This window comes from Salinispora sp. CH2A1_6 (assembly GCF_056820975.1).
Genome location: NZ_JBXEDG010000015.1, coordinates 49,426 through 75,107, shown reverse-complemented (window position 1 = coordinate 75,107; position 25,682 = coordinate 49,426). Strand labels below are relative to the sequence as shown.

Here is a 25,682-nt window from a genome sequence, read left to right as displayed (position 1 = left end):
AAGACGATCAACAGATAGGTCCGGCAACGCCTGTTGCCAACCTCAAGATGCCGAGTTAAATCAGCCGAACAACCGCCGGTGAGGCGCACTGATCCAGCCGATCCAGCACACCGACCGGCCCACAAACCGCATTCCCGCGCGACGGGAAGCGAATCCGTGCCACGGATTCATGTGCTCGCCTTCGACCGCGAGCGGCTTGACTGCCGCCTTCGCACGGGAGGGTGTCGCAAAGGCTGCCGTAGACGCAGCACCCAGGGGGACATCGCATGTCGATCAACACACTATCCGAGGAGGAAGGATGTCAACTGTCGCCAGTGAAACAGACGTTGCGGAATGGCGAGCTATGGGGGCGAAGGCGTCCACACTGGCGGCGATGAGGAGTCTTGACGTTCATGTTCCGCGCTGGAGCGTGGTTTCCAGCGATATCTTCACCGCCTTCCTGGAACACGTCGAGGGCATCGACGTATTGCTGACCCAGGGTGGCGACGAACCGGAGCGCGTCGCAGCCGAGATCACCCGACGGATGCGGGCGACCATGATCCCGGACCACCTCGCCGGCCGGATCCAGGCGGCGTACCAGGCCGCCGGCGGCGGCAGTGTCGCGGTGCGCTCGTCGGGCCTGGAGGAGGACGGCGACACATACTCCTTCGCCGGCCAGTTCGACACCTTCCTCAACGTCAGCGAGGCCGACGAGGTCCTGGACCGGGTCAAGGACTGCTGGGCGTCGGCCTTCTCCGCACGCTCGCTGACCTACCGGCTGCGCAACGGCCTGTCCCTGCACACCACCGGCATGGGCGTACTCATCCAACAGATGGTGCACGCGGAGGTCAGCGGCGTGATGTTCACCGCCGATCCGGCGACCGGTGTTCGCGACCGGTACGTGGTCAGTGCTGTCTACGGGCTCGGCGAGGGCATCGTCTCCGGCGCGGTGGATGCGGACACCGTGACCCTCGAGACGGCCACCGGTGCGGTGCTGGAGACCGAGCTCGGCGACAAGTCTGAGCGCTACGAGTCCGCGCCCGGCGGTGGCGTCGAAGCCATCGAGGTATCGGACGCCGACCGTGCGGAGCTGTCGCTCGACCGGGTCGACCTTGGCACGTTGTGGGAGGCCGGGCGCGCCCTCAGCGACGCCTTCGGCGCACCGCAGGACATCGAGTGGGCGGTCGCGGACGGCCAGCTGTGGATCCTGCAGAGCCGACCGATCACCACCGTGCCGACCACGAACAGGCCCGTGGGTGAGCTACGGATCTGGGACAATTCGAACATCGTGGAGAGCTTCCGGGGGATCACGTCCCCGCTGACCTTCACGTTCGCCTCGAAGGTCTATGGCGCGGTGTACGAGAGCTACGCGCGATCCCTACGCGTGCCCGACAAGCAGCTCGCGCAGATGCAGGAGTGGTTACCCGCGTTACTCGGCAGCTTCCACGGCCGCGTCTACTACAACCTCGTCAACTGGTACCGCCTACAGCGGATCGCGCCCTTCTACGATGTCAACCGTAAGTTGCTCGAGGTCGCCATGGGCGTGGACGAGGCGCTGCCGGACGAGATCGCCGAAGGGCTGTACCCGTACGAGTTCGACTCGGCCTGGCAGCGCCGACGCGCACGAGTGGTCACCTGCACGGCCTTCTTCTGGAAGTACCTGCGCATGGACCGTGACGTCGAGCGGTTCGTCGCCTACTTCTACGAGCAGTACGCGATCTTCGACAAACGCGACTACGCCGCGATGCCCGCCGACGAGGTGTACCGGGCGTTCCAGGACCTGATCCACAGCCTGAACAGGCGGTGGGGTCCGATGCAGATGCTCGACTCCACGATTCTGCTGTCGATGGGCATCCTCACGATGCTCGGTCGACGGTGGCTGCCGCACGCCCCCGAGTGGCTGACGTGGGCCGCCGCGCGGCCCGGCGCCGACGTGGAGTCCGCCGAGCCGGCCCGCGAGTTGGCCGCGCTGGCGGCCACCGTCAAGGCCGACGACGAGTTGCGCCGCCTGGTGACGGAGACCGACCCGGCGGCGATACCCGGCGCGCTCGCGGCGGCCGGGCACACCACCCTACTCACGGCCGTCGACGCCTACGTGCAGGCGCACGGCTACCGCAGCCCAGACGAGCTCAAGCTGGAGGTGCCGGACCTACACGAGGATCCGTCGAGTCTGTATCTGATGCTGCGCGACGCGCTACAGGCTCCGCCGGAGACAGCGAGCGGCGACAGCGCGCAGGAATATCTCGACCAGCACCTGCGGGGGCCACGACGCTGGATCTACGAACTGACCCGCCGCAAGGTGTCACGGTCACTGGCGGCGCGCGAGCGGCTGCGGTTCTGCCGGACGAAGGCGTTCGGCTCGGCCAAGCGGATGCTTCGCGCACTCGGCCGGCACCTGCAGCAGGTCGGGGCGATCGAACGGTTCGAAGATGTGTTCCTGCTGCGCCTCGACGAGCTGGCCGGGGCGTACGAGGGCAAGATCGCTCACGACGAGCTGCGCGACATCGTGGCGGCACGTCGGCGCACGCGGGAACGACAGGCAACGATGTCCGCGCCGCCGCGCTTCCGGACCTACGGCGCGCCCTACTGGGAGGGCAATCTCGAGGCCGCCGGTTGGAGCGTCGGTCGGGCCACCCGCACCGGCGTCGGTGAACTGCGCGGGACACCATCGTCGCCGGGTGTCACGACCGGCCGGGTCGTCGTCACGACGCGACCTCAGGACGTCAACGGCGGCATCATCGTGGCCTACAGCACCGACCCGGGCTGGGTCGCCGCACTACCGGCAGCGACCGGGCTGATCATCGAGCGGGGAAGCCCGCTGACCCACGTCGCGATCGTGGCGCGCGAGCTGGGCGTGCCGACGATCGTCAAGGCCAAGGGCGCCACCCAGGAACTGGAAACCGGCATGACCGTCCGGATGGACGGCGGGACCGGCACGATCACGATCCTCGACGACACGGATGGGACGTCCGCGTGACCACCACCCTGGATTTCAGCGATGTGCGCAACTGGCTGGTCGCTCCCCGGACCGACCGGGGGATCCGGTTCCTCGGCGACGGGGGCGACTGGGACTACCACTCGTATGCGGACCTGTCTCTCGCGGCACGACGCAGCGCGGCGGCGATGACCGCTACCGGCGCCCAGCCCGGGGAGGTGGTCTGCCTGCTCATGCCGACGAGTTACCCGACGCTCTGCGCGTACTTCGGGGCCTGGGCCGCGGGCCTCACCCCCTGCATGATCACCCCACCCAGCCTCACCAGTAGCACCGAGTACGTCGAGCTCGTTTCCAGCATTCTGCGTCGGGCGCAACCGGTACTGATGATCACCACTGAGCGCTACCAGGACATCGCCGACTCGGCGCTGGCCGCGGCGGACCTGCCCGGCCGCGCCTTCCTGCACAGGGAGGCCGAGGAACCGGTCGAGGTTCCCAAAGCGGGCCCCGACGACCTGGCGATCCTCCAGTTCACCTCCGGCTCCACCGGCGTCCCGCGAGGCGTGCCGGTCACCTGGCAGAACCTCGCCGTCAACGTCTCCTGCACCCGGGCGTGGAGCGACTGGAGCGAGGACGACTCCGTGGCCTCCTGGCTGCCGCTTTATCACGACATGGGCCTCGTCGGCACCCTACTCGCCGCCGTCTGCAATCAGGCCGACCTGTGGCTGATGCAGCCCGCGCAGTTCCTACGCGACCCGGGCAGATGGCTGGAGTGCATGACCCGGGCCACGATCACGGCCGCGCCGCCGTTCGCATACGAGTACGCAGTGGAGCGGATCTCCGCCGAGCGCATCGCCAGCTGGGACCTCTCCGGATGGCGAACCGCATTCGTCGGCGCGCAGACCATCAACCCCGCAGTGCTCGACAGGTTCGTGGAGGCCACCGCCGCCGCGGGCTTCCACCGCGGCACGCTCACCCCTGCGTACGGGATGGCGGAAACGACGCTCGGGGTGACCGGCACAGACCACGGTGTCCCGCCGCTGGTGGTGCAGGTGCGGCCGGACACTCTGCGATTCGGCCAGCGGGTCGAGCTGACCCGGCAGTTCCACCTCGGTGCGGAGCCGGTGCCGACACGCAACGGTTGGCTCACCGGCTGTGGCGGACCGCGCCTCGGCACCCGGATCAGCATCGTCGACCAGGATGGCGTCGAATTGCCGCCGGGCCATCTCGGCGAGATCAGGGTCAGCGGGGAGACGGTCACCGCGGGCTACACCAACGACACCGGCTCCGGCGGCACCCGCTTCACCCCGGACGGCCTGCGCACCGGCGACGCCGGCTTCCGCCACGCCGGCCAGCTGTTCGTACTGGGCCGGATGGGCGACAGCCTCAAGGTCCGGGGGCGCAACGTCTACGTCGAGGACCTCGAGGCGGCGGTCGTTGAGGCGACCGGCCTGTCCCCGAGTCGCTGCGTGGTGATCAGCGCTGCGGAAACCGAGCGTGCCGGCGTTCTGCTGCTCGTCGAGGGCGGGCGCCGCGGCTGGGAGGAGAGCGCCTACCGCACCCTGCGCTCCCGACTGGGCGTCGAGCCGCGAATCCGGTTCGCGGTCGGTACCCACGGCCTGATCCCGCGCACCACCAGCGGTAAGCCACGCCGTCGTGAAATGTGGCAGCGCCTACAGGAGGGAACCCTGAAAGCGTCGCTCGTCGAGCCGGAGGTCCCCGCATGATCCTCGACGAGGCCGAAATCACGTCACTCGCGGCCGAGACGCTGGAGCGTATCGGTCACCCCAGGAATGTCGCGCTGATCCTGGAAGGCTCCATCGCCGAGGGTTTCGGCAACTCCCGCTCCGACATCGACTTCCTTCTGATCGCCGATCAGGAGGCCGACCTGCCGACGATGCCCACGATCTTCTTCATCGCGGGACGTCGGGTGGAGATCCGCACCCGGTCCATCGGCCAGCTCGTGGACCACCTCCAGGAGGTCAACAGGTACGTCGGACGCACCGCGCGCCGTGTTGCCACACTGGACGAACACCTGCTCAACCGGTGCCAGCGGCTGCTCCGAGCGCATGTCGTGTACCGCCCGGACCTGGTCGAGAAGATCCGTGACCACCTCGCGCACGACGACTTCGCCGTCGTCATGGCCACGTGGTGGGCGGAACACGCACGGCAGTCCATCCGACACTCGATCGCGCTGCTCGCCCTGGACCAGGCGGAGTCGGCCGCGGTGTGGGCACGGGCGGGACTCCAGCAGGCCGCCAAGAGCTACCTGGCACGCCACGGTGAGACGTATATCGAGCCGAAGTGGCTCTCGCTGCAGCTCGACCGGCTCGTCGGGGATCAGCTGGTGCAACGCTACTGGCGGACCATCACCGCGGAGCCCGACGCCGGCGGGAAGATCGAGCACACGCGCGACTGCATACGCCTGGTCGCGGACCTCGGCGTGCCGGGCCGTGCCGAAGATCCGCAACGGCTGGTCGTTGCCCGCGTGCCGGCAGTGACCACCTGGCAGATCGACGACCAGGTGCATCTGGTACGTGGCCGACGTGACGTCTTCGTTCTCGGCGACGCCGCCACGCGGGTGTGGCGACGCATCGTCTGGGGACGACCACTCGCGGCGCTGATGGCCGACGCCGAGCGGACGGGCGTCGCCGACCCGGGTGAGCTGATCGCCGCCTACCTCCGGTACGGCCTGATCCGGATCACCTGGCAGGGTGCGCCGATCTCACCACGGATTCCGATGGCCGCACCGCTCGGCCCCATCACCCCCGCCCCGGCGACCCGCAGCCCGATCCTGGGTATCGCCGGCGCCGAGCCACCGCATCCCCGCGCGATCACGTTGCTACCGCTGCCGGCGCCGCGCTTCGCCGCCGCCGCGATGGCGCTGATGTGGGGCAACTTCATGATCGAGAACGCTCTCGAGGACCTGCGGGGTGCGCTCGACCGCGAACAGTGGAGGGTCGCCGCGCTGACCACGGTGCGCGCGGTCAACGGCGGGCTGCGTGCCCTGCTCAGCGCGCACGGTGTGAATCCGTTGCCGCCGGATCCCGAGCTCCTGCACCGACTCGATCTGCTGCCCGACGGGCACTCGCACATCCGGGTCCTCGCCGAACGGCTGTACGCGACCGTGGCCACCACCGAGGAGGACGGCCGGCTTCTGCTCGCCCTCCTACACGAGTACGTGACCGATATCCGGAAGGCCTCGGGCGGTGCGGCGTTCCCGTCGTCGTTCGACTCCGCCGACGGCTGGCAGCGCACCCTCGACATCGGCTACGACCTGCTGCGCCTCGGCGCATATCTGGACCAGCAACTCCCCCTCGACGAGGCGCAGGACCTGCTCTCCAGCGGCGGTGTGCAGCCGCACGCACGGGCCGGCGCCGCAGCACAGGAGACGTGATGGACAACGCGTTCGACGAATCGACCGGCTACGCGATCATCGCCGCAATGGCACCGCACCCACTCCCCCGCATCAGGGCGGAGACCCACCTGCGCGACGACCTGATGTTCGACTCGATTCGGCTGATCGAGCTGGCGATGGCCCTGGAACAGCAGTTCCGGCTGCCCGCGCTCGACCTGAACGAGTCGGCGGACCTGACGACCGCTGGAGACGTCCTGAACCTGGTTCGGCGGCAACTGGAGACCGGAGGAAGGGCATGAGCAAGCCGAAGCGGATCCTGGTCACCGGGGCGGCCGGCCTGGTCGGCGCCGAAGTCTGCGCCCGCCTGCTGAAAGCCGGGCACCGAGTGTCCGGCCTGGTGCACCACACCCGAGTGCTGATCGCCAACAGTGGCCGCGGCGTCGCGTCGTCGACGGACGACAGGGCGGGCACCGTACGGCTGGTCACCGGTGACGTCACCGCTCCGCGGCTGGGCCTCGACGATGACACCTGGACGGACCTGGCGACTGGACTCGACCTGATCGTGCACTCTGCCGCGATCACCGACTTCGGTCACCCCCGGCAGGTTTACCAGGCGATCAACACGACTGGTACGGCCCACGTGCTGGAGCTGGCCCGCGAACGCTCCACCCCGCTGGTGCACGTCAGCACCGCCTACGTGTGCGGCGAGCGGGACGGCACGATCCTGGAGTCCCAACTCGACGTCGGGCAGCGGTTCGGCAACCCGTACGAGGAGAGCAAACTCGCCGCGGAGCAACTGGTGCGAAAGGCCGCCGCAGAGAGCCTGCCGACCGTGGTGATCCGGCCCAGTGTCGTCGTCGGTGCCGCCCGCACCGGCGCGGTGCGTGACTTCAAGAACCTGTACGTCGTGCTGAAGCTCCTGTCCGAGGGTCGGATCAGCGCGATCCCGGGCTACTTCGACGCCTGCATCGACCTGGTGCCGGTCGACCAGGTGGCGGCGTTGATCACCGCCGTGGCCGACGACATCGACCGGGCCACCGACCGCACGCTGCACGCCGTGGGATCGTCGGTGCGGATGCGCCACATCTCCGATGTGCTCGCCGAGTACCCCTCGTTCCACGTTCCCCGCTACATCGCCCCCGCCAACTTCGACCCTGCCATGCTGTCGGACCTCGAACGCGCCTACTGGCACCGGGTCATGTCGCTGTACGAGAGCTACTTCCGCCGCCAGCAGCACTTCGACGACACCGCCGCGGCCGGGTTCCGCAGGCACAAGCGCCTACCCAGCGGGCCGAACCACCTGCGGCGAATCATCGACTACGCGGTCCGGGCGGGCTACCTGGGCGCGCCCCTGCCGAGCGTGGCGCAGGCCCTGAGCCGGGTCAACCAGCGGTGAGCAGTGTCGCGGCCTACGGACCGCCGTTCCCCGAAGGCCTGACCCACGATCCGGACAAGCAGCGCTATCACGGCACCGACAGCTACTTCCTGGAGGCGTACGAGCAGCTGTCCACGCTGGCATCCGACCCGGTTCGATTCGCGTACGAGCACGCCATGCTGTTGATGAAGCCGGACGCGGTGGCGTCGCGTTCGATCGAACGTGTCATCGAATGGCTGCGCGAAGCGAACTTCCGGATCGTGGCCGTGCGGCGACTGCGAATGCGTCGGGAGTCGGTCCGGGCGCTCTGGCACTACCAGCTGAACCGAGCGACACCCCAGCGCTGCCTCCTTGCCGACGCACTGTGTGCGCAGTCCGACTCATTGGTGATCCTGGCCCGCCGCACCGCACCCGTCGATGTGCCGGCCACGGTCGCGCTCAGCGTCAACAAGGGACCGGCCGATCCGGCACGGCGCCGTCCGGGCCAGCTGCGTGCCCGGCTCGGCGACTTCGGCTTCCTCCTCAACCTGGTGCACGCCTCGGACGAGCCGGCCGACCTCGTCCGGGAGCTTGGCATCCTGCTGGACCACCGGGAGCGTCGCGCACTGATCGGCCAGGCACTGGCGAACACCGACCGGCATGATCAGACGACCGCGATCGCCCAAGCGCTGTACGCCGCACATCCCCCGCATGACCTGGACTTCGTTGCCTCGACCCGCCGCCTGAGCAGGACTGTGCGGGACCTACTCGCCACGACGGCCCTGCCGGACGAGGTACGCCGGGCCCTGTGTCACACGCTGGCCTCGACGACCAGCGACCCGGTGAGCTGGGCACCGCTGGTCAACGTGATCTGGTCGGCGGACCTGCCGCTGACCGGTTGGGATTTCATCGTGGTGGGCAGCCACGCGGTATCGCTTTCCCGCCCACGGTACGGACAGCTGCTGGGCGGCGCCGATCCCGGCCGGTGGCGGTCCCTGGCCACCGTGGCAGCGTCATGAGCAGCGCCGTCGGTCAGGCCCCGGCACTGCTGCGCTACCGCGCGTTCCTGGGCGCGGTCTTCGCGCCGGGAGTGCATGTCACCTACGGAGTGCTGTGGGCATGCGCATACGAGGCCGCCGCGGTCATGGCAGCGGGTGGCGTCTGGCGGCCGTCGGTCGGGTCGCTGGTCCGGGCCATGACGATCATCGTGGTCCTGCTTCACCTACGGCTCGCCGACGAGCGCATGGACGAGCCGTACGACCGGATCCACCACCCGGACCGTCCGCTGATCACCGGTCTGGTCAGCGTGCTCGAGCTGCGCCGCGCCGGGTGGGCGACGGCCGCCCTGGCGATCGTCGTCAACGTTCCGCTCGCCCCCTGGTCGGCGGTGGCCGTGGCGCTCCTCGTGGGCTACACCGCGCTGGTCACTCGGCTCACGCTGCACTCGCCGAGAGTGCGTGACCGGGCGCTGCTCTACATCGTCGTGGCGTACCCGGTGCAGTTGCTGATCGGCGGCTACCTGTACACGTCGGTGACCGGCGCGGAGGTGGTACCGCCGGGGATCCGCCCAGCCCTGCTGATCATTGTGTTCGCCGCCGCGTTCCTGCACTTCGAATTCGCCCGCAAGACAGTACGGGATCCCGACCCGGGGGCCCGGACCTACTCGGCCACCGCACTCGGGGTCACCGGCAGCGGTGTGCTCACGCTCGGTTGGGCCCTGCTCGCGTGCGCCCTGCTGGCCGCGGTCACCGAGCCGTGGCGCGTGTCGGTCGCGGCGCACCTGCCCTATGTGGCTCTCGCCTTCCCGGTCGCGGGCGCCTTGTCCTACCTCAGCGGCCGGGAGCAGAAGTGGCCCACGTCCCTCGCCATGCTCTATCTGATCGTCCTCGACGCGGCACTCGTCATCAGTGGGTGGCTCGGATGATGGAGATCGGCGTGGTCCTGCCCCAAGGCGAGCTGCACGGCGGGCCGCGAGCTCTACGTGAGTATGCGAGCGCGGCGCAGGAGCTGGGATTCCGACACCTTCTCGCGTATGACCACGTACTCGGTGCCGACCCGGCCGGGCATCCGAACTGGCAGGGTGTGTATGACGCAGATGATCCGTTCCACGAGCCGCTGGTGCTCTTCGGCTACCTCGCGGCGGTGTGCGACCTCGACCTGGTGACCAGTGTTCTGGTCCTGCCGCAACGGCAAACCGCGCTGGTCGCCAAACAGGCCGCCGAGATCGACCTGCTCTCCGACGGCCGGCTGCGGCTGGGGGTCGGCCTCGGCTGGAACACGGTGGAGTACGAGGCTCTGGGCCGGCCCATGCGATCTCGGGGTGAGCGGCTCGACCAGCAGATCGACCTGTTGCGGGCCCTGTGGACACACCGGTCGGTCAGCTTCGCACACTCCGGGGAACGAATCGTCGCGGCCGGGATCAACCCACGACCGAAACGACCGATTCCCATCTGGATTGGCGGCACCAGCCCAGCTGCCTACCGCCGGGCGGGCCGTACCGGCGACGGCTGGATGCCCCGTCTCCAGCCCGGGCCGGAGCTCACCGCGGCCCGGAGGATCGTGACAAAGGCGGCGGAGGCAGCCGGTCGCCCCCCCGAGGCGGTCGGCATGCACGGCCGGGTCCGCTACATCGACGGCGGCGCGGTCGGTGTCGCCGCAGCGGCCCGGCGGTGGCGTGAAGCCCGCGCCACGCACCTGGCGGTGAGCACGCTCGGCGCCGGGTTCACATCGCTCGGCGAACACCTCGACGCACTCACCGCGATCGCCCACACGGGACTTCTCACCGAAAACATGGAAGGGCCCAACCGATGACCGACACCCGGCTACTGACCGCACCTCACACGACCGTCGAACCGGCGGTTGTCCATCGTCGTCATGCTGACACCGCCTTCCTCGCCGACGTCCACCCGGACGGCACGGGCGGATATGTGGCGACGGCGTTGCTGCCCGAGCGACACGCGTACTACGCAGCACACGTCGCGGAGGCGAATCGCCGTCTCGATCCGATGCTGCTACTGGAGGCCTGCCGGCAGCTTGTGATCTACATCGGCCACCACGGCCTCGGCCTGGCCGACGACACCCAATTCCTGATGGACTCCTGCGAGATGTCCGTGCCGGCCGACGCCTATGTGCAACGACCCGACAGCGGCGCGACCACGCTGACGATCCACGTCACCGTAGCGGCGGTCCGGGTCGGCAGTCGGCTTCGCGCGTTCACGTCCCGGTGCGAGCTGTCACTCGGTGGTGTGCCGATCGGATCAACAGTCATCACCTCGTCGGTCGTGACCCCGGCCGCCTACACGCTGCTGCGCCGCCGGGCTCGTGGCGGGTCGCCGCCACCTTGGTCCGACCAACTCTGCCCATGCCTGGACGGGGCGGCTCCCCCCTCGACCGTGGGCCGCCTGGTCCCCGCCGACGTGCTGCTGGCCGAGGTTCGTACTGGTGCGAATGAGACCAGCGCACGGGTGCTGCTGCCCTTCGATCACTTGGGCTTGTTCGACCACCGGCTGGACCACGTCCCGGGGACCCTGCTCGTCGAGGCGGCCCGTCAGCTCGGCACCGCGCTCAGTCCCGAGCCACCCGCGGCGGTGATGACCGGGCTTGCCGGCACGTTCGACACGTTCGTCGAACTGGACGCTCCAGTACACCTCGTGGCCCGGCCGGGCACGACTGACGGTGAGCGGTCGGTCGCGGTGGTGCAGGGCGGCACCGTGCGTGCGGCGATCAACGTTGCTACCGCCCGCGCGTCGAGCACCCCGGTCAACGCCAGGTGTTGACCGGGGTGCTCGACGAGAGGCTCAGGCGGGAAGGCCGCCGACCCGGGCATCGATCCAGGAACGGATCGACGACAGGTCACCGTAGATCGATGGACCGGTGGCGCAGATCGGGTGGTTGTTGCCCGACCGACTGGTGGCACCGACCACGTGCCACACCCCGCCGATCCGACGAACCTGCGGGCCACCCGAGTCGCCGTAGCAGGCGCCCGAGTCACCGTCGGTGTTGTCGGTGCAGATCTCGTACGGGCCGTTGATGCCGAAACACGCGCCGTCCGACCGGATCGACGTGTCCAGCTCGTGCGCGACCGTCGGCGTCGGACCGCAGCCCCGGAACGGACAGGTCAGACCCCAGCCGATGATCCGGGTAGCGGTACCCACCGCCCCGGACGTCGCCGGGATCGGTGCCGGGGCATACGACACCGAACTGGACAGTTGCAACAGCTTGACGTCGATCGTGGGATTGTTGATGGCGCGGCGGACCCCGACGACCGTGCCACCGCTGGTGCGGTTGACGCTACCCACACGGACCGAGGACGGTGTCGGGCAGTGCCGTGCCGTGACGACCCAGTCCGACTTGATCAACGTGCCGGTACAGCCGGAGGTGTAGACCAGCCACGAGTAGTTCTCGGTCGCCGGCCGGCCGCCAACCACGAACGGCGTGACATCGGCATCAGCCTGGGCCCCCTGGTCGAAGTTCGTACGGAACTCGTCTGCCCGGCTCGCGTCGTAGTAGGCCGTCTGGGCCGCGGCGGCCGGCGCACCGGTGGCGATCTGCACCCCGGCGGCTGCCAGCACCGCCGCTAGCACGGCGCCGAACGCGCGCAACAGTTGTCTTCTGACCATCTCACACTCCTGAGTTATGGCGGTACCGCCATCCATTGACAGCTATAGATACTAGCCGAACATGCACGATGTTCGATACAACGGATTTGCCATACGGCATGCGACAGCGCGGCACGTGCCACCGTCGCCGCACGGCCTCGCCCGCCAGACCAAGCTGGCAGCCTGGCCGGCCCGTTCGATCCGCCGGCGATTCAGGAACGTCGGTCAACCTCAGTGGTCACTCCGACCACAACGGATTCATCCAGAACGCGCCACGGCCCTGGGAGATGACCGACGATGCGGTGGCGCCTCTGATGGAGTCGGTGCGTCGAAGCGACCATCTGATGCAGCTGCCACCCCAGCGACGAGGGTGACGGCATGCCCGCGGGCCCGCACGCAGCCGTTTCGATCATCGCGTCGTCGAGGACCACGTCGTGCCGCCTGCCGGGCCTCCCGCTCGGCCTCCACCAGGTCACCCAGCTCGCATGCCAGCCAGGTCCGGCAGCGCCGCAACAGCGGCCTGGTGGGCGATGGCCGCGGGGGCAGCATGTCCGAAGCGATGTCACCGCCAGCAGCACGGGCGAGCACACCGACTGGACCAGCGCCCTGGAGCTGATGCAGGCATCGGGCGCGACCGGGCTGATCCGCCAGGTGCGTGCCGCTGAGCAGTACGGGACTCGATGGCCTCGGCACAAGCGCAGCGACGACGCCACGGCTGCGCTCGGGCTACTCAGCACGCCCTGAATTGCCTGTCTGGCTGAGGTCGAGGATGCTCCAGCCGGTGGACAGGACGGCACAGCCGGTGGCGTAAGAGCGGGTTGTGGGCCGGTTCAGGCGGCGCGGTCGACCTGGGTGACGTGAGCGATCGCGCGGCGAAGCGCGGACAGTGAGACCGGCCGGTCGTGTTCCAGCTCGGTGAGTCCGAGCTCGATCCACTCGCGGATGAGAGTGGAGGGCTTCACGCCGGCGGCGTCGGCGGCCGAGCGGACCCGCTGGTCCAACGCGACGGGTAGACGGACTCCGCGCATCACCATCGGTTCGGTCTCCGCCGCCGGCGGCAGCTCGACCTGGGCCGAGTCGTCGTAGTCGACCTCGCCCCGGGCGAACGCCTCCGCCGCCTGCTTCATGTCATCACTCACCGCACTACCTCCCACGCCTCGAACCGCTTCAGCTCCGCCGGGGTCATCTCCCGAGCGCCAATGATCTGCTGGTTGAACTCGCCGACCTTTCGGACCGCCACCACCAGTGGCCGTCCAGCCTGGGTGCGTCCCATGATCGCGATGAACCGCACGCCACCGCTGACGGCGGCCAGCGGTAGACGTCGCCGCGCTGCCAGCACCTGCGTGGCCTCGTGCGGCTCAACCCCCACCAGCGCGGCCAGGGCCTCGGGATGCCAGTCATAACCCACACCACGATCGTAAAACGATCGTTTGACACATGCATCGGATTGCACCCCCTGTGTCGAGGGACAGGAGCATCTCGGCGAACACGTCAGCGGCGGACTCAACTCGCACGCCTCACACCGGACCAGGTTCGTACACATGTGCTATCCACATGTTGTGGATAGCACTGTTGGCCGGCACCCGGTTCGGGTGCCGGCCAACAGTTTCTTTCCCCCTTGGTTGGGTCAGGTCTGTGGGCGGGGGGTGTGGTGGTGGGTGGTGGGGTCAGTTGGTCCAGTGCGCGGCGACGAGGTCGGCGGCCTGGGTTTCCCACTGGGCGTAGTGGAACGGGTAGGCCGACACCTGGACCTTCTGGGCGGCTTCGGTCAACGGCATGTCCTGCCAGCCGTCGACCTGCTTGAGGCCGTTGAGGAAGGCGGTGGTGGAGTACTCGGGGTCGGTGATCTGCTCCACGCTGCCCCAACCGGACGAGGGGCGCTGTTGGAACAGGCCCTGCGAGTCGTGGTCGTTACGCGCACCCAGGTGACCCAGGTTCTCCAGCTTCGACTCCTGCAAGCTGGTAGCGATCGCCACCACGGCGGCGCGTTCGTCCATGCCGGCCTTCTTCGTGGCCTCGATGATCGCCTTCACATTCGATACCTGCTCGTCGCCCAGGTCGATGCGGGACTGCTTGCCCTGGGTGCCGTGCGGGACCAGCGTGCTGGTGTCGGGCTTCTCCACCTGCACCACACCAGCAGCGGCGGCGGGGGTGGTGGTGGTGGTGTCGGTGAGGGTGGCCAGGGGGCCGGCGACGACACCGGTGGACAGGGCCAGACCAGCGATACCAAGCACACTACGACGCAGAATCGTGTTCATGAGGGTTGCTCCATTCGGGGGTCGACACCCATCACGCACGCCCGAAGGGGGTCAGGCGGCAACAGGGTGCAAGCACCGTCCGGCACTCACACAAAACGAGAAAAAGAAAGGGGGTCGGCTACCGCGGTCCGGGGACACGCACGGCGCCGGGTCCAGATGTAACGACCGGCCGGCCACCGGCATTCCCGGCGACCCGCACCCGGTGTCACCCACCCGAGCGGGCCACCTCCACGGCCGTACGCAGGGTGTAACGCCCCGACGGCCGCCGAGATTCCACCACCACCGTGCCCCCGACCACACCCCACACAGGCATCAACCAGACATTGGCGGCGGTACAAACGTTCCATAAACGCCCATACACACCGTTCGGCCATGCGTACTGCGACACCTCATGCGCCCGGGGTGGGAGTCGGCCGGAGATGCCAACTGCGATATCCGCCGAGGGCGGTAGGGATGAGCTGGACAACTCACTCGAAAGGCAACTCGTCACACGCCGCGCCTGATCGCTGAACAGAGCGTGTCGCTTCGGGCTCGCCAGCTGTCACGGAACGTCAAAATTTCCCGCCCAACGGACCACACCCAGGCCAAACACGGAAATCTACGCAGTCCCGTGCCTCGCGGAGGGACGGGCCAGGCAGGGTTCCGGGTGACGTCGTAAACGTAGGCTGAACTAGTCAGCCCGGGGCTGGCGCAGCGATTGTTCCTCCATGCCCAGGTGTCGCACCAAGGCCTGACGGCCCGCGACGGTGATGGTGACCGCACGGCTGGTACCGATACGGGTGATCCAGCCGGAGGCGAACGCGTGGTGGCACAACGCGGCGCCAACCGCTCCGGCTAGGTGGGGGCGGCGGGCAGTGAAGTCCAGGCAGGCGCGTAGTGCCGGTCGGCGGCGCGAATCGGCCGCGGATACGGCAATGCCGAGATCACCCAGCCAGGCCACCCCATCAGTGGTCAGCGACAACCCGTGTCGCCAGGTCAACAGGCCACGCTCGGTCATCGCGTCGGCTATGGCTACCGCGACGGTGCCAGCCAGGTGGTCGTAGCAGGTCCGCGCGTGCGCCAGAGCATGTCTGCGACGTGCGCCCGCCAGCGACCGCGTGGGAGCCGGGCGGTGTCCGGCCGCGGCGGCCACCGCCTCGATCAGCGGCGCGGCCTGACCGTCGATCTGCAGATAACGATGTCGGCCCTGACGGTGCTGTACCAACAGCCCCGCGGCGACCAGCTGATCAGCGTGCTGGCTCAGCGTCGACGCTGCCACCCCGGCGCGGCGGGCCAACTCGCCCAGTGTCCAGGCCCGTCCATCGAGCAGAGCCAGGCACACCGTTGCCCGGGTGTCATCGGCGAGCAACGACGCCCAGCCTGCGACCGCCGAGGCGGCCTCGCGGGAGTCCATCGCCCGAGCATGGCACGGCGACGTTTCGGCGACCACCGAAGCGTTTCGGGCCTAGCCTCGACACCTATGCCAACCCTCAGTGACCCGGCTGCCGCCACACACGTGACAATCAGCCCGAAGATCCTGTATTTCGGCACCCCGGTGGTGCTGCTCAGTACCGAGAACGACGATGGCAGTGCCAACCTGGCACCGATTTCGTCGGCATGGGCACTGGGCCACACCGTCGTACTCGGCCTCGGCCCCGACGGGCAGAGCGGCCACAACCTCACCAAACGTCCCGAGATGGTCATCAACCTGCCCGCCGCCCACCAGTGGCAGACGGTCGAACGTATCGCGTCGCTGACCGGCCGGCATCCGGTACCGGCCAGCAAACGCGACCGGTTTCGCTTCGAACCTGCGAAGTTCACCGCCGCCGGCCTGCACCCGCAGGACTCGCTGCACGTAAACCCGCCTCGGGTCGCCGACTGCCCGCTACAGGTAGAGGCCCGGGCCAGCCGGATCCGCACCGCCACCGGTGGTGCATTCCTCATCGTCGAAGCCCAGGTCCTCGCCGTGCACGCCGACGCCGGTATCGTCGTGGCCGGCACCGACCACGTCGACCCCAGCGCCTGGAATCCACTGATCTACAACTTCCGCCACTACTTCGGCCTCGGCGCCCAACTCGGCCGCAGCTTTCGCTCCGAGACGCCCGCGGCCAATCCGAGTTCTTCCTGAGAGGGCGGTCCGTAGAGGCCCAGACGGGCAGGCGCGCGTATTCGTTCTGAGCGAATTCTTCTTCGGCGGGCCACCCGCTGAAGAAGCACATCACGGACCGTAGCCGAACGGGCTAGCGCCGGCATCCCGATCTAGCCGATGTGAGTGCGCTAGGTGATCCGGACGCTACGACGAGCGGGCGTCAGCCGTTGCCGTGCTGGGGCCTGTCGAGGTGAAATCTGCTGCACCGCGCCACCAATCTGAGGAGTCCGACGCTCCCTACCGTTGCCGGCGATCTGCGTTACCACGCTACGACACCGCCACCAGCAACAGGAGGCCGCCAAGGAGACAGCCGGTGAGGCATTGCATGACACGGGCATGATCTTCGCGACCCGCTGCGGGCTGCCCGTCGAGCCACGAACTTCAACCGCTCATACGACGGCCGCATCGCTCGCGCCGACCTTCCAAAGATCACCGTCCACGACGCACGGCGTACGTGCGGCTCGCTCCGGATCGGCCTGCTGCCCGAGTGCGTTCAGCCGCAGGTGCACGCCGGCCGCAATGTCGACGTAGCGCATCTCGTGGGCGCCAGAGCCCTGCATGGACACGAAGCCGCACAGGCGTTGGCTGTGGCTGGTCAGCCGGTCACCGGCGCGGCGCAGCGCCCACGAGCGGGTCATCCCGAACGTGCGCAGCGGTACGACCAGGGTGCCGGTCTCGGCGAGTTGCCCGGTCCACGCCGGGGGAATGTCCCAGGCACCGACCGTCACGATGATCAGGTCGTAGGAACGGCCGTGGCCGATCAGTTGGTCGTCGGCACAGACGACGGTCACGTCGTCGTAGCCGGCCGCCGCCAGGCACGCCGTGGCCCGGTCGGTCACGTCGCTGTCGATGTCCACTGTCGTGACCGATCCCGCCGGCCCGACCAGCTCGTGCAGTAGCGCCGCGTTGTAGCCGCCGGAGCCGATCTCCAGCACGTGCCGGCCGAGTAGTCCGCCGTCGATGACGTCGGCTGCTTGGCCAAGCATCTCCGCGATCAGCCACGGCGCCGACACCGAGCTGACGGCCTCGTCGCCGCGCCGCTTGGTGACCACGGCCTGGTCGGCGCGGTACGCCTCCTCCAGCGGCGCATCCGGGGTGAACAGGTGACGGCGGACGGTGCAGTGCCGTCTCCACCTCGGGCCGCATCGCCAGCCCCTTGTCGGCGTGATCTGCGACGAGCTGATCGACCATGGCGGCATGTAGGCCCTCGGCGTTCACCGTGTCGACACTCACTGGTTGCACTCTCCTTTTCGTCTGGACCGCCCGGTTGGATGGCCCGGCCTTCTCGCTGTTCGGATCAGCACCGCGGCTAGCGAGTCGACTCGCCACGTCACGGTTGGTTCGTTTCGGCTGATCCAGGTTTTGAGCTGAGGTCAGAACAAGGTGTCCGGCGCCGGCGTCGGTGCGAAGTCCGGTAGGGCGGCCACTGCGCACAGGCCGGCTAGAGCGACACCGGCGGGCCACCGGCGGGTGACGAGGCCGCCGAGGAGGATGGCTGCCCCGGTGGCATCCCACAGGGCTCGGTGTGGCTGGCCGTCGGGCACCGCCCGGGTCACTGTGGCGGTGAGGTCGAGGTGTTCGAGCAGCCTGGTGAGGCTGTTCCCGCCAGCGTCGATGCGGTAGGCGCGGGCGAGGCGCAGTGTGTCGATGAGCCCGGCCGGTGCGATCGAGGGGCACCGTCGGTGCAGCAGACGCCAGTCGACGCCGATGTTGTGCCCGACGAGCCACCGGCCGCTAATGCGATCGGCCAGCTCAGGCTCGATCGCGGTGAGCGGCCGGGCGTGGCTGAGTACATCGTTGCTCAGTCCAGGCGGGATCCAGGGGCGTGCGGGGATGGGGCGGCCTGGGTTGACCAGGGTGGCGTACGCGGCGGCGGCGGCCGGCTGGCCGGCGGCAAGCGGGACGAGCGCGATCTCCAGGATGGCCTCGTGGTCGCGGTCCTGGGCGCCGCTGCCTTCCAGGTCTAGGGCGACGAGGTCGGCTTGGTGCCAGGGGGTGTCGGTTCCGGTCACGGGTCCGTCCTGCCGGGTGTGGGGGTCAGTCGTCTTCATACCGCGCCTCCTGCTCGAACTGCTGGCGCACCGCCGTGAACGCTTCCACCTGGGCGGCGTCGGTGCCGTGCCCGGTGAGGGACCGACCGTGGGCGTGTAGGTGGTGGGGCTGGTCGAGTTCCCAGATCTGGTAGCGCAGGCCGTGTTGGATGGCGTAGCGGCGCTGCTCGCCGAGGCCGTGGGTCCATACGTGGCCGTCTTCGATGGCGTACTGCGTCTGGTAGCCAAGCTTGCCGAGGATGCGGTCCATGCTGGCCGGCGTCGGTTGGATGTGGTCGTCTGCGCAGCGCTGCTGCTGGGCGGCGGGGCAGATGTCGCACAGCTCCCGCACGCCCCAGTGGCCGTTGTAGTCGGGCGCCTCGTGGGCGTAGGCGACGCCGCAGCTCGTCTTGCGGAACAGCGGTGTGGCGATGCCGGAGGCACGCCAGGCAGCGACCACGGCGGCGTCGAGGTCGGCGGGCATGGTCTTGCGGCGGTGGTAGTCCTCCCCGAATGGCACGGGCACGCCGAGGCCGCGCAGGTAGTTGGCGTTCTCGGGCTTGTGGTAGTAGCCGGTGAACACGATCGCGTCGGCGTCGCGGCCGACGTCGAGGACGTGAGCCATGGTGTCGGGGGCGTCGTTCCAGCCGGGCACGATCGGCCGCCAGTACAGCACCACCCCGGTACGGCGCTTGTGCGCGGCGGCGGTGCGGATCGACGTCACGGTGATCTCGCTCTTGGAGATCGGCTCGACCCGCGTGTCGGTGATCCCGGAGTAGGTGAACAGCAGCGTGACCCGCAGGTGCTGCAACCGCTCCAGCGCGGCCATGTCCGCCTCGGTGACCTTGAACCGGGTGATCAGCAGGACGTGGTTGGTGAAACCGCTCGCGTCGAGAGCACGAAGCACCTGGAACAGGTGCGGTTTGACGCCGGGCAGGAACGGGTCGGTGGCCTTGTTGAACAGTTGGATCGGGGTGATGTCGGGGCGAAACGCCTCGTGCCCGACGAGCCGGTCGATCGCCTCGTCGGTGGGCATGAGCAGGTGCGGGACTTTGACCTCGAAGTTGCCCCAGAAGTGCCGTACGCAGTAGCCGCACTCCAGTGGGCAGCCGATGATGTGGTTGAGGCTGAGTCCGGACTTGCGGTAGCCCACGACCTGCGCCATGTACGGGTCGAGGTCGGCTTGCTGGTCGGCGGGCATGATCGGCAGCAGCCGAGGTCCGGACGTGAAGGTGGGTGCGGCGGTGCTGGTCATCGGGCGCCTCCGTAAGGGGTCGCAGGGGCAAGCAGGTGTGCGGCGCTGGGGCCATACCAGATGTCGAAGTCGCGGGGTACGACCTCGACGGTGTCGGAACTGTGGATCAGGTTGTCGACCAGGCGGCCCTCAGCCATCGCGGTACGCAGGCTGTCGATGCCGAACCGGCCTCGGATGGTGTCGGCTGGTGCGGTGGTCGGGTCGGTGGGGCCGAGTCGCTCACGCAGCCGGGGTGCGGCGTTGGGGCCGCGGGCGAGGGCGAGGCCAGTGGGTTGGCCGACGAAGATGCGCCGCAGCTCGGCGGGGACGTCGCGGCCGAGCTGTGTGGACAGCGGCAACATGTCGGAGTAGTGCGTGAAGATCTGCGCCTCGGTGGGCCACACCGTGCGGATGTCGACCACCTGGACTTCGCGTTGGACCCAGACAAGGACTGATTCGCGCAGGCCACGGGCCAGGCAGTCGGGTTTGAGGAGGATGACGGTCCAGTCCGACCAGCCCACGCCCGGAGGGGTCATGACGGCCACCCGGCGCGGATGGTGGCGGGCATCCGGTCCGGCCAGCGGCGGGCCACCAGCCATCGGTGCCCGGGGTGCAGGGCGGCCACGGCATCGGGGGCGACGGTGCCGTCCGGATTGTGGACGATTTGCCGGTAGACCTCGAACAGCGCGAGTACCTGCTGCCAGTACAGCGGCAGCGGGACGTGGTCCAGGCGCACCGGGTCGAGGCGTCGGGTGTTGGTGCGCAGGCTCTCCTCCCAGGCCATGATCAGGGCGAGGTCGTCGTGGCTGGTAGCCGGCATCGACGGGACCGGGAACCTAGGGCTGGTGGCCGTGCCGGCGGCCTCGGTGAGGATGGCGTCGACGCGGTCCAGGTCGAGCAAGTTGATGTGCATGGAACCGACGTGGTGGGCGTAGGTGCCCACCGGCACGCCGAGGCGGCGGGCCGTGTACTCCTGGAGGAAGGTGAACGAGAACGTGTCGCACAGCAGCCCGATCACGGCGTCGTTGCCGCGCATGTAGGCGGTGGCGTGCAGGGCGCCGTCGCGGAGCAGGAACTGCAGGCCGAGGGTGCAGGCCACGTCGGGGTGGGTCGGGTCGGTCAGCTCGTCGGGCCGCATGATGACCATGGCGGCGCGTTTGGTGTTCGGGTCCTCGCGCAGCAGCGACACCACGCGGTCGAACTGGCTGCGCCCGTCCGGGCTGGTCGCGGTGAACAGTCTGGGGCCGTAGGCGGTGCCGGTGAGCCGGCCCTCGATGGCGAGGTCGCGCAGCCGCGGCGCGTAGTAGCCGATCATGTCGACGTCGTCGCGGCCGGTCAGGTACCACAGCGCCTCGGCGTGGTTGAACACGATGTTGGTCCGGCGGGCGGCCAGGTACGGGGTGCGGTCGACCGGGTCGGTGATCGTGAAGCTGCTGTTGATGATCTCCCGGGCCTTCTTGCCACGCCCGTCCGTTTCGTACTGATGGCGGCGGGCGACGGTGCGCAGCATCGCGAGGTACACCTGCTGGAAGGTGTCGTAGGTGGGGCCGTAGACCATGGCTACCTCCGAGGGTTCAGGCTGGTCAGGGTGGTGAAGGCGTTGTCGAGGACGGCGAGTTGCCGGGACAACCGCATCGGCTCGAGGAAGCTCAAACAGGCCGCGATCAGATCGACGTGCTCGGTGCTGCCGGCTATGTGTTGCAGGTGCTCGACCCGCTGCACCACGTCCGCCCCGTCGGCGACGCGCAGCACCGGCGGTACGAATGCCTCCCCGCCGACGAACTCGGCTGGTAGCAGGGGTAAGCAGCCGGCGAGCAGGGCCTCGAACAGTCGGGACGTCATGTGCCCGACCGCGTTGTAGCGCTCGGGCAGTAGCAGCACCGTCGCGAGGGCCTGCCGATGGATGGCCTCGACCTCGTCGAACGGGCATCTGCCGGTGAAGGTGACGTGCGGCCACCGCTCGGTGCGCGGCCACTTACCGGCCACCCGGTGCCCGACCTGCCGCGCGGCCGGGGCAAAGTAGCGGTCGAAGGCGTCGTCACGGTCGTACTGGTTGCCGACGTATACCAGCGACACCGGCCGAGGCCGACCCACCAGCGCGGCAGGGTTGGCGACGTCCAGCGCAGCGTCCGGCACCGGGCACAGCAGCGTCGTAGCGTCCGGGGTCGGGTTCAGGGCGAACTCGCACACCGCCACGTTCGGAAGCCCCCGGACGGGGTCGTCGGCGGAGAGCTGCCGGTCGAGGTCCCAGATCACCGTCGGGGTGCCGCACGCGCGGGTGTAGTACTCCAGCAGCTCGGCCTGCCGGTGCAGATCGCAGGTGTGTCCGGGGGTGCCGCACGGGGTGGTGTTGCGGCCCGGCAGCGGCCAGCGCCACTCCACCATCAACACGTCGAGGTCGGGCAGCCCGCCGAACGTGTACTGGCCGCACAGGTCCAGACCTGCCTCGGCCAGGTCCCGGTTGCGCTGGACGAGCACCACCTCGTGACCGGCGGCGGCCAGCCCATCGATCAGCGGCCGGCGGTACGCCCGCGACCCGTCCGGCGTGTCCACCACCCCAGGGCCGAGGAACCCCCAACAGCTGTACCCGATCCTCATTCCGCCTCCTCGGTCGAGCGCGGGTGCCGCCACATCGGGTACAGCTCCGGCCCCTTCGGCAGCCGGTATCCCAGGCGGGGCAGATAGCCATGCCGGCGGTACAGGGCGCCGTGACGGCTGCTGGTGGCCTCCAGGTATCCGGGGATGCCATCGGCGTCGAGGCGGTTGTGGTGGTGCTCCAGCAGGGCGCTGCCGAGCCCCTGACGTTGCCGGTCCGGGTGCACACCGAGGTGGGCGAGGTAGTGATGCGGCGCGTCGGTGGGGTGGTGTTGGTGCATGATCCGGTCGAGGGCGAGGAACCGGTGCAGGTGCTGGCCGCACGCCAGCGCGAGGCGCGTGGTGTAGTTCGGGATCTCGACGTCGAATCGGTCACCAATCGGATACCAGAGGGCGACGGCGGCGAGGTCGTCGGTGACATCGATCCAACCGGCGGCTTGCGCACTCTCGGCGAGGAGCAGGAAGTACGGCCAGTACACCTTCTCGCGGGTGTCGACTCTGGGGACCAGCCAGGGGCCGAGTTCGCCGTGCAGGAACGCCTCGGTGAGCACGGCGGCCACGGTGTCGGTCTCGGCCGGGGTGGCGCGGCGAATCGTCGGAGCGAACGCGTCCACGGTCGTCACCACCCGCTCGCGGCCGACGCTGGATCCGGCTGGCCGGACGGGGCAGCGGGCTCGGTGGTGACGCTGTTCGCACCGCGCCCGATGCCCGTATACACGTCCGGCTTGGCGGTACGCAGCAGCAGCGCCCACAGCATGCCGAGCACAGCGGCGGCGACGTAGGCGCTGGGGAAGATCCACCGCAGTGGGTCGCCAGGCTCGACGCCGAGCAGGGTGTGGAATTGGCCGATGGTGGCTACGAGGATCCAGAGCAGCGCTGTCGCCGCGAGTGCGGGGGCGATCACCCGCCGCCACCCGCTGATGCTGTCGTGGTTCGCCGGTCGGGCGAAGTACGCGATGACCGCGATCGACGTCGCGGTCATCAGGATCAACACACCGAGGCCCCCTACGACGGTGAGCCAGAAGAACAGATGCACGATCGGATCCCAGCCCGCCACCGCGTACACGACGAGCACTGATGCGGCCAGCGTGGACTGCACGAGTGAACCGACCTTCGGGGCGCGGGTGCGGATGCTGGTCCGACCCAGCACCGCAGGCAGGACTCGCTCCCGGCCGAGAGCGAACAGGTACCGGGCGACCGTGTGGTGAAACGCCAGCAGCGCAGCGAACAGACTCGTCACGAACAGCGCCTGTCCGAGCCCGACTACGAAGGAGCCGACATATGGGGCGGCCAGGGTGAAGATCAGATCGGTGCCGTCGGCCCTCGCCGCCTCGACAATGCGTTCCGGCCCGGTGGCCACGGACATGGCCCACGCGCAAAAGGCGTAGAGCAGGCCGATGATGGCAACAGCCCGGTAGGTGGCCTTGGCGACGGTGCGCTGCGGGTCCTTGGACTCCTCACTGAACACGGCGGTGCCTTCGAACCCGACGAACCCGGCCACGGCCGTCACCAGGGCCGCACCGATCCCGGCGCCGATGAGGTGGGACGGCGCGAGGGTGTCGATAGTGACCCTGCCGTCGGCGGGGTGGGTAAGGTGCACCACGGCGAACAGGGCCGCGGCGGCGATCTCGACCAGCAGGATCACCGCCAAGACGCGGCCATTGAAGTCGATGCGCCGCACCCCGAGGACCGCGATCACGGCCCACGCGGCAAACGCGCACACCACCCACGGCACCGGCCAGCCCAGCCAGTCCTGAAGCCGTCCGGCGAGAACGGCACCGAACCCGCCATACAGGCCGATCTGCATCGTGGCGTAGGCCACCACCGCGACGAACGACGCCCCGACACCAGGCACCCTGCCCAAACCACGGGACACGTAGCTGTAGAACGCCCCGGAATTGACCACCCGACGAGACATGGCCACGTAACCCACCGAGGACAACCCCAGAGCCACCGCCACCGCCAGGTAGGCGACCGGGATACCAGTTACCCCGGTGACGGCGTAGCCGGTGGTCGCACCACCGGCCACCACGGTCAACGGAGCAGCGGCAGCCATCACGATGGACACCACCGGCCATGCACCGAGACGGGCACGGGCCAACGTGGCCGAGACATCACGCCGGGATCCGGGGACCAGGAACAGACATGGTACGAACAGCTCCTCACATGTGTTGGGAAGGGGTTTTGTGGCCGGTGAGCACGGCATCGCCGACAGCAGCCTCGGTGTGAGACAGCAGCAGACGCAGCGACGGCGGCGCGACGGCGACCATCTGGCGAAGCCCGGCAAAGACATGCCCCGGGGCACCATCGAGCACACGCCGATGCAGGTCAGTAGCGACCATCAAACCGGCGAGGACGGTGTCGAAACGATCCAGCGGCTTGCCCTGACGTAGCCGAGTGGACAGTCGAGCCCACGGCCACGCCGCAACATGCGACTCGGTGGGGACATAGGTTGTGGATCTGGTCAGCAGGCGCCGGGCCGTCTCGACTCGGACATGCCCCAACCGCAACAGCCGTAATGCCACCTGCTCGTGGGAGGTCTGCGACAAGAACGCCAGCCACGTCCGCACCGTGTGCCCGGCCACCTCACCAGCAAGCTGGCCCAGCACCGTGTGCGCCAGCACGTCAGGCGGCGGCGTACGGCTGACGACACGAACCTGACCGTTCTCGATCACGATGGCGTCGGTGAAGGCCAGCTCGGCCAGCAGCGCCGCTGCCAACCCGAGTCCCGCCACCGAAGCGTGCAGTAGCGGACGGCCTGTCGTGTCGTGGTGCGCCAACCGAAAGAGGTCATCAGCCAGGAGCGGCCATCGAGTGCGAGGCGGCGCCGTTGACTGCACAAGTGAGTCTGGGTGCGCGGGTGGCGGGGGCGACGCAGTTACCGGGCGTCCGCGCGGTTCGGGGGTGGCATGCCGGGCCACAGCCGGGACGGTGGCCCGGGACTGTAGCGGCGCTGGCGCCCGGCCCGCCGCCGGTCGGGGGACAGCAGCGGCGGACCGGGGATCCGGGTACGGCACACCCATTGCACCGCGCGGGGCGCGGGGCGGCTGCGCAGGTCCGGGCGTCGCCTGCGCCGCCAACGGGTGCGGTGCCTGCATCGTTCGCCTCCCCTGCCTGACCTCTCGTGCCGTTCGCTGATCTGGAAGTCTCCATCGATGAACATCACCCGGCGCGGACTGCCGCATGCCATCGATGCATCGCGTGCCGTGAGTCCAC

General features: G+C 68.9%; 24 protein-coding genes and 1 pseudogene. 11 read left to right on the top strand and 14 right to left on the bottom strand.

The features are described 5' to 3' along the window. Positions 1-298 precede the first annotated feature (298 nt). Genes AC1UKG_RS20850 through AC1UKG_RS20810 form a run of 9 tightly spaced genes read left to right on the top strand, consistent with a single transcriptional unit; the run spans position 299 to position 11,399 of the window. The gene (locus AC1UKG_RS20850) at positions 299-2,956 is read left to right on the top strand and encodes a phosphoenolpyruvate synthase (RefSeq protein WP_482641710.1); all 2,658 of its coding nucleotides are present in this window, start codon (positions 299-301) and stop codon (positions 2,954-2,956) included. Beyond that, entirely contained in the window at positions 2,953-4,638 is a 1,686-nt protein-coding gene (locus AC1UKG_RS20845; RefSeq protein WP_482641709.1) for an AMP-binding protein, read from the top strand. Before AC1UKG_RS20850 ends, AC1UKG_RS20845 begins: the two co-directional genes overlap by 4 nt. Next, positions 4,635-6,308, top strand: a complete 1,674-nt coding sequence (locus AC1UKG_RS20840) for a hypothetical protein (protein ID WP_482641708.1) — start codon at positions 4,635-4,637, stop codon at positions 6,306-6,308. The genes AC1UKG_RS20845 and AC1UKG_RS20840 overlap by 4 nt, the downstream gene beginning before the upstream one ends. Beyond that, the gene (locus tag AC1UKG_RS20835; protein ID WP_018744971.1) at positions 6,308-6,568 is read left to right on the top strand and encodes a phosphopantetheine-binding protein; all 261 of its coding nucleotides are present in this window, start codon (positions 6,308-6,310) and stop codon (positions 6,566-6,568) included. The genes AC1UKG_RS20840 and AC1UKG_RS20835 overlap by 1 nt, the downstream gene beginning before the upstream one ends. After that, on the top strand, positions 6,565-7,665 hold the full coding sequence (locus AC1UKG_RS20830) for an SDR family oxidoreductase (protein ID WP_029124564.1): 1,101 nt from the start codon (positions 6,565-6,567) through the stop codon (positions 7,663-7,665). Before AC1UKG_RS20835 ends, AC1UKG_RS20830 begins: the two co-directional genes overlap by 4 nt. Next, positions 7,662-8,642 carry a nucleoside-diphosphate kinase gene (locus AC1UKG_RS20825; protein ID WP_018815456.1) on the top strand — a complete coding sequence of 327 codons (981 nt, stop codon included), beginning with the start codon at positions 7,662-7,664 and terminating at the stop codon, positions 8,640-8,642. Before AC1UKG_RS20830 ends, AC1UKG_RS20825 begins: the two co-directional genes overlap by 4 nt. Continuing rightward, positions 8,609-9,547 carry a UbiA prenyltransferase family protein gene (locus AC1UKG_RS20820; protein ID WP_482641707.1) on the top strand — a complete coding sequence of 313 codons (939 nt, stop codon included), beginning with the start codon at positions 8,609-8,611 and terminating at the stop codon, positions 9,545-9,547. The genes AC1UKG_RS20825 and AC1UKG_RS20820 overlap by 34 nt, the downstream gene beginning before the upstream one ends. Beyond that, positions 9,547-10,434 carry an LLM class F420-dependent oxidoreductase gene (locus AC1UKG_RS20815; RefSeq protein ID WP_482641713.1) on the top strand — a complete coding sequence of 296 codons (888 nt, stop codon included), beginning with the start codon at positions 9,547-9,549 and terminating at the stop codon, positions 10,432-10,434. Before AC1UKG_RS20820 ends, AC1UKG_RS20815 begins: the two co-directional genes overlap by 1 nt. Further along, positions 10,431-11,399 (top strand): AfsA-related hotdog domain-containing protein, encoded by a 969-nt coding sequence (locus tag AC1UKG_RS20810; protein WP_018744976.1) that lies wholly within the window; start codon positions 10,431-10,433, stop codon positions 11,397-11,399. Before AC1UKG_RS20815 ends, AC1UKG_RS20810 begins: the two co-directional genes overlap by 4 nt. Positions 11,400-11,420: 21 nt before the next feature. Here AC1UKG_RS20810 and AC1UKG_RS20805 read toward each other — a convergent pair whose 3' ends face one another. Beyond that, positions 11,421-12,242: a trypsin-like serine protease gene (locus AC1UKG_RS20805; RefSeq protein WP_029124559.1), complete on the bottom strand. Its 822-nt coding sequence runs from the start codon at positions 12,240-12,242 to the stop codon at positions 11,421-11,423. Positions 12,243-12,599: 357 nt separating this feature from the next. Between AC1UKG_RS20805 and AC1UKG_RS20800 the strand changes: the two genes are divergently transcribed. Next, entirely contained in the window at positions 12,600-12,965 is a 366-nt protein-coding gene (locus AC1UKG_RS20800; RefSeq protein ID WP_482641706.1) for a hypothetical protein, read from the top strand. 86 nt (positions 12,966-13,051) lie between these two features. On the opposite strand, the gene AC1UKG_RS20795 is transcribed toward AC1UKG_RS20800, so the two are convergent. From AC1UKG_RS20795 to AC1UKG_RS20780, 4 genes are all read right to left on the bottom strand, one after another. Beyond that, positions 13,052-13,360, bottom strand: a complete 309-nt coding sequence (locus tag AC1UKG_RS20795; protein WP_029124558.1) for a hypothetical protein — start codon at positions 13,358-13,360, stop codon at positions 13,052-13,054. After that, positions 13,357-13,629, bottom strand: a complete 273-nt coding sequence (locus AC1UKG_RS20790; RefSeq protein WP_029124557.1) for a hypothetical protein — start codon at positions 13,627-13,629, stop codon at positions 13,357-13,359. Before AC1UKG_RS20790 ends, AC1UKG_RS20795 begins: the two co-directional genes overlap by 4 nt. A gap of 259 nt (positions 13,630-13,888) precedes the next feature. Then, positions 13,889-14,479, bottom strand: coding sequence for a hypothetical protein (locus tag AC1UKG_RS20785; protein WP_482643221.1), 591 nt, complete (start codon positions 14,477-14,479; stop codon positions 13,889-13,891). Between the two features lie 670 nt (positions 14,480-15,149). Next, complete coding sequence (locus tag AC1UKG_RS20780) at positions 15,150-15,872, bottom strand: ArsR/SmtB family transcription factor (protein ID WP_482641704.1); 723 nt, start codon at positions 15,870-15,872, stop codon at positions 15,150-15,152. A 66-nt stretch (positions 15,873-15,938) separates the two neighbouring features. Between AC1UKG_RS20780 and AC1UKG_RS20775 the strand changes: the two genes are divergently transcribed. After that, positions 15,939-16,586 (top strand): flavin reductase family protein, encoded by a 648-nt coding sequence (locus AC1UKG_RS20775; protein WP_482641703.1) that lies wholly within the window; start codon positions 15,939-15,941, stop codon positions 16,584-16,586. A 485-nt stretch (positions 16,587-17,071) separates the two neighbouring features. Here AC1UKG_RS20775 and AC1UKG_RS20770 read toward each other — a convergent pair. The 9 genes and pseudogenes from AC1UKG_RS20770 to AC1UKG_RS20730 form a co-directional block, all read right to left on the bottom strand. Then, a pseudogene (locus AC1UKG_RS20770) lies at positions 17,072-17,840 on the bottom strand (class I SAM-dependent methyltransferase); the annotation flags it as partial. Positions 17,841-17,980: 140 nt separating this feature from the next. Then, on the bottom strand, positions 17,981-18,658 hold the full coding sequence (locus AC1UKG_RS20765) for a 3'-5' exonuclease (RefSeq protein WP_482641702.1): 678 nt from the start codon (positions 18,656-18,658) through the stop codon (positions 17,981-17,983). Then, positions 18,645-19,892 (bottom strand): hypothetical protein, encoded by a 1,248-nt coding sequence (locus AC1UKG_RS20760; RefSeq protein ID WP_482641701.1) that lies wholly within the window; start codon positions 19,890-19,892, stop codon positions 18,645-18,647. Before AC1UKG_RS20760 ends, AC1UKG_RS20765 begins: the two co-directional genes overlap by 14 nt. Beyond that, positions 19,889-20,470 carry a nucleoside-diphosphate kinase gene (locus AC1UKG_RS20755; protein WP_018253027.1) on the bottom strand — a complete coding sequence of 194 codons (582 nt, stop codon included), beginning with the start codon at positions 20,468-20,470 and terminating at the stop codon, positions 19,889-19,891. Before AC1UKG_RS20755 ends, AC1UKG_RS20760 begins: the two co-directional genes overlap by 4 nt. Continuing rightward, entirely contained in the window at positions 20,404-21,429 is a 1,026-nt protein-coding gene (locus tag AC1UKG_RS20750; RefSeq protein WP_025620233.1) for a thymidylate synthase, read from the bottom strand. Before AC1UKG_RS20750 ends, AC1UKG_RS20755 begins: the two co-directional genes overlap by 67 nt. A gap of 2 nt (positions 21,430-21,431) precedes the next feature. Continuing rightward, on the bottom strand, positions 21,432-22,469 hold the full coding sequence (locus tag AC1UKG_RS20745) for a CgeB family protein (protein WP_018253029.1): 1,038 nt from the start codon (positions 22,467-22,469) through the stop codon (positions 21,432-21,434). Further along, entirely contained in the window at positions 22,466-23,092 is a 627-nt protein-coding gene (locus tag AC1UKG_RS20740) for a GNAT family N-acetyltransferase (protein ID WP_482641700.1), read from the bottom strand. The genes AC1UKG_RS20745 and AC1UKG_RS20740 overlap by 4 nt, the downstream gene beginning before the upstream one ends. Beyond that, a complete protein-coding gene (locus AC1UKG_RS20735) occupies positions 23,086-24,522 on the bottom strand; it encodes an APC family permease (RefSeq protein ID WP_482641712.1) in 1,437 nt (478 codons plus the stop codon). The genes AC1UKG_RS20740 and AC1UKG_RS20735 overlap by 7 nt, the downstream gene beginning before the upstream one ends. A gap of 106 nt (positions 24,523-24,628) precedes the next feature. After that, positions 24,629-25,267 carry a GOLPH3/VPS74 family protein gene (locus AC1UKG_RS20730; protein WP_080644722.1) on the bottom strand — a complete coding sequence of 213 codons (639 nt, stop codon included), beginning with the start codon at positions 25,265-25,267 and terminating at the stop codon, positions 24,629-24,631. Positions 25,268-25,682: the final 415 nt, after the last annotated feature.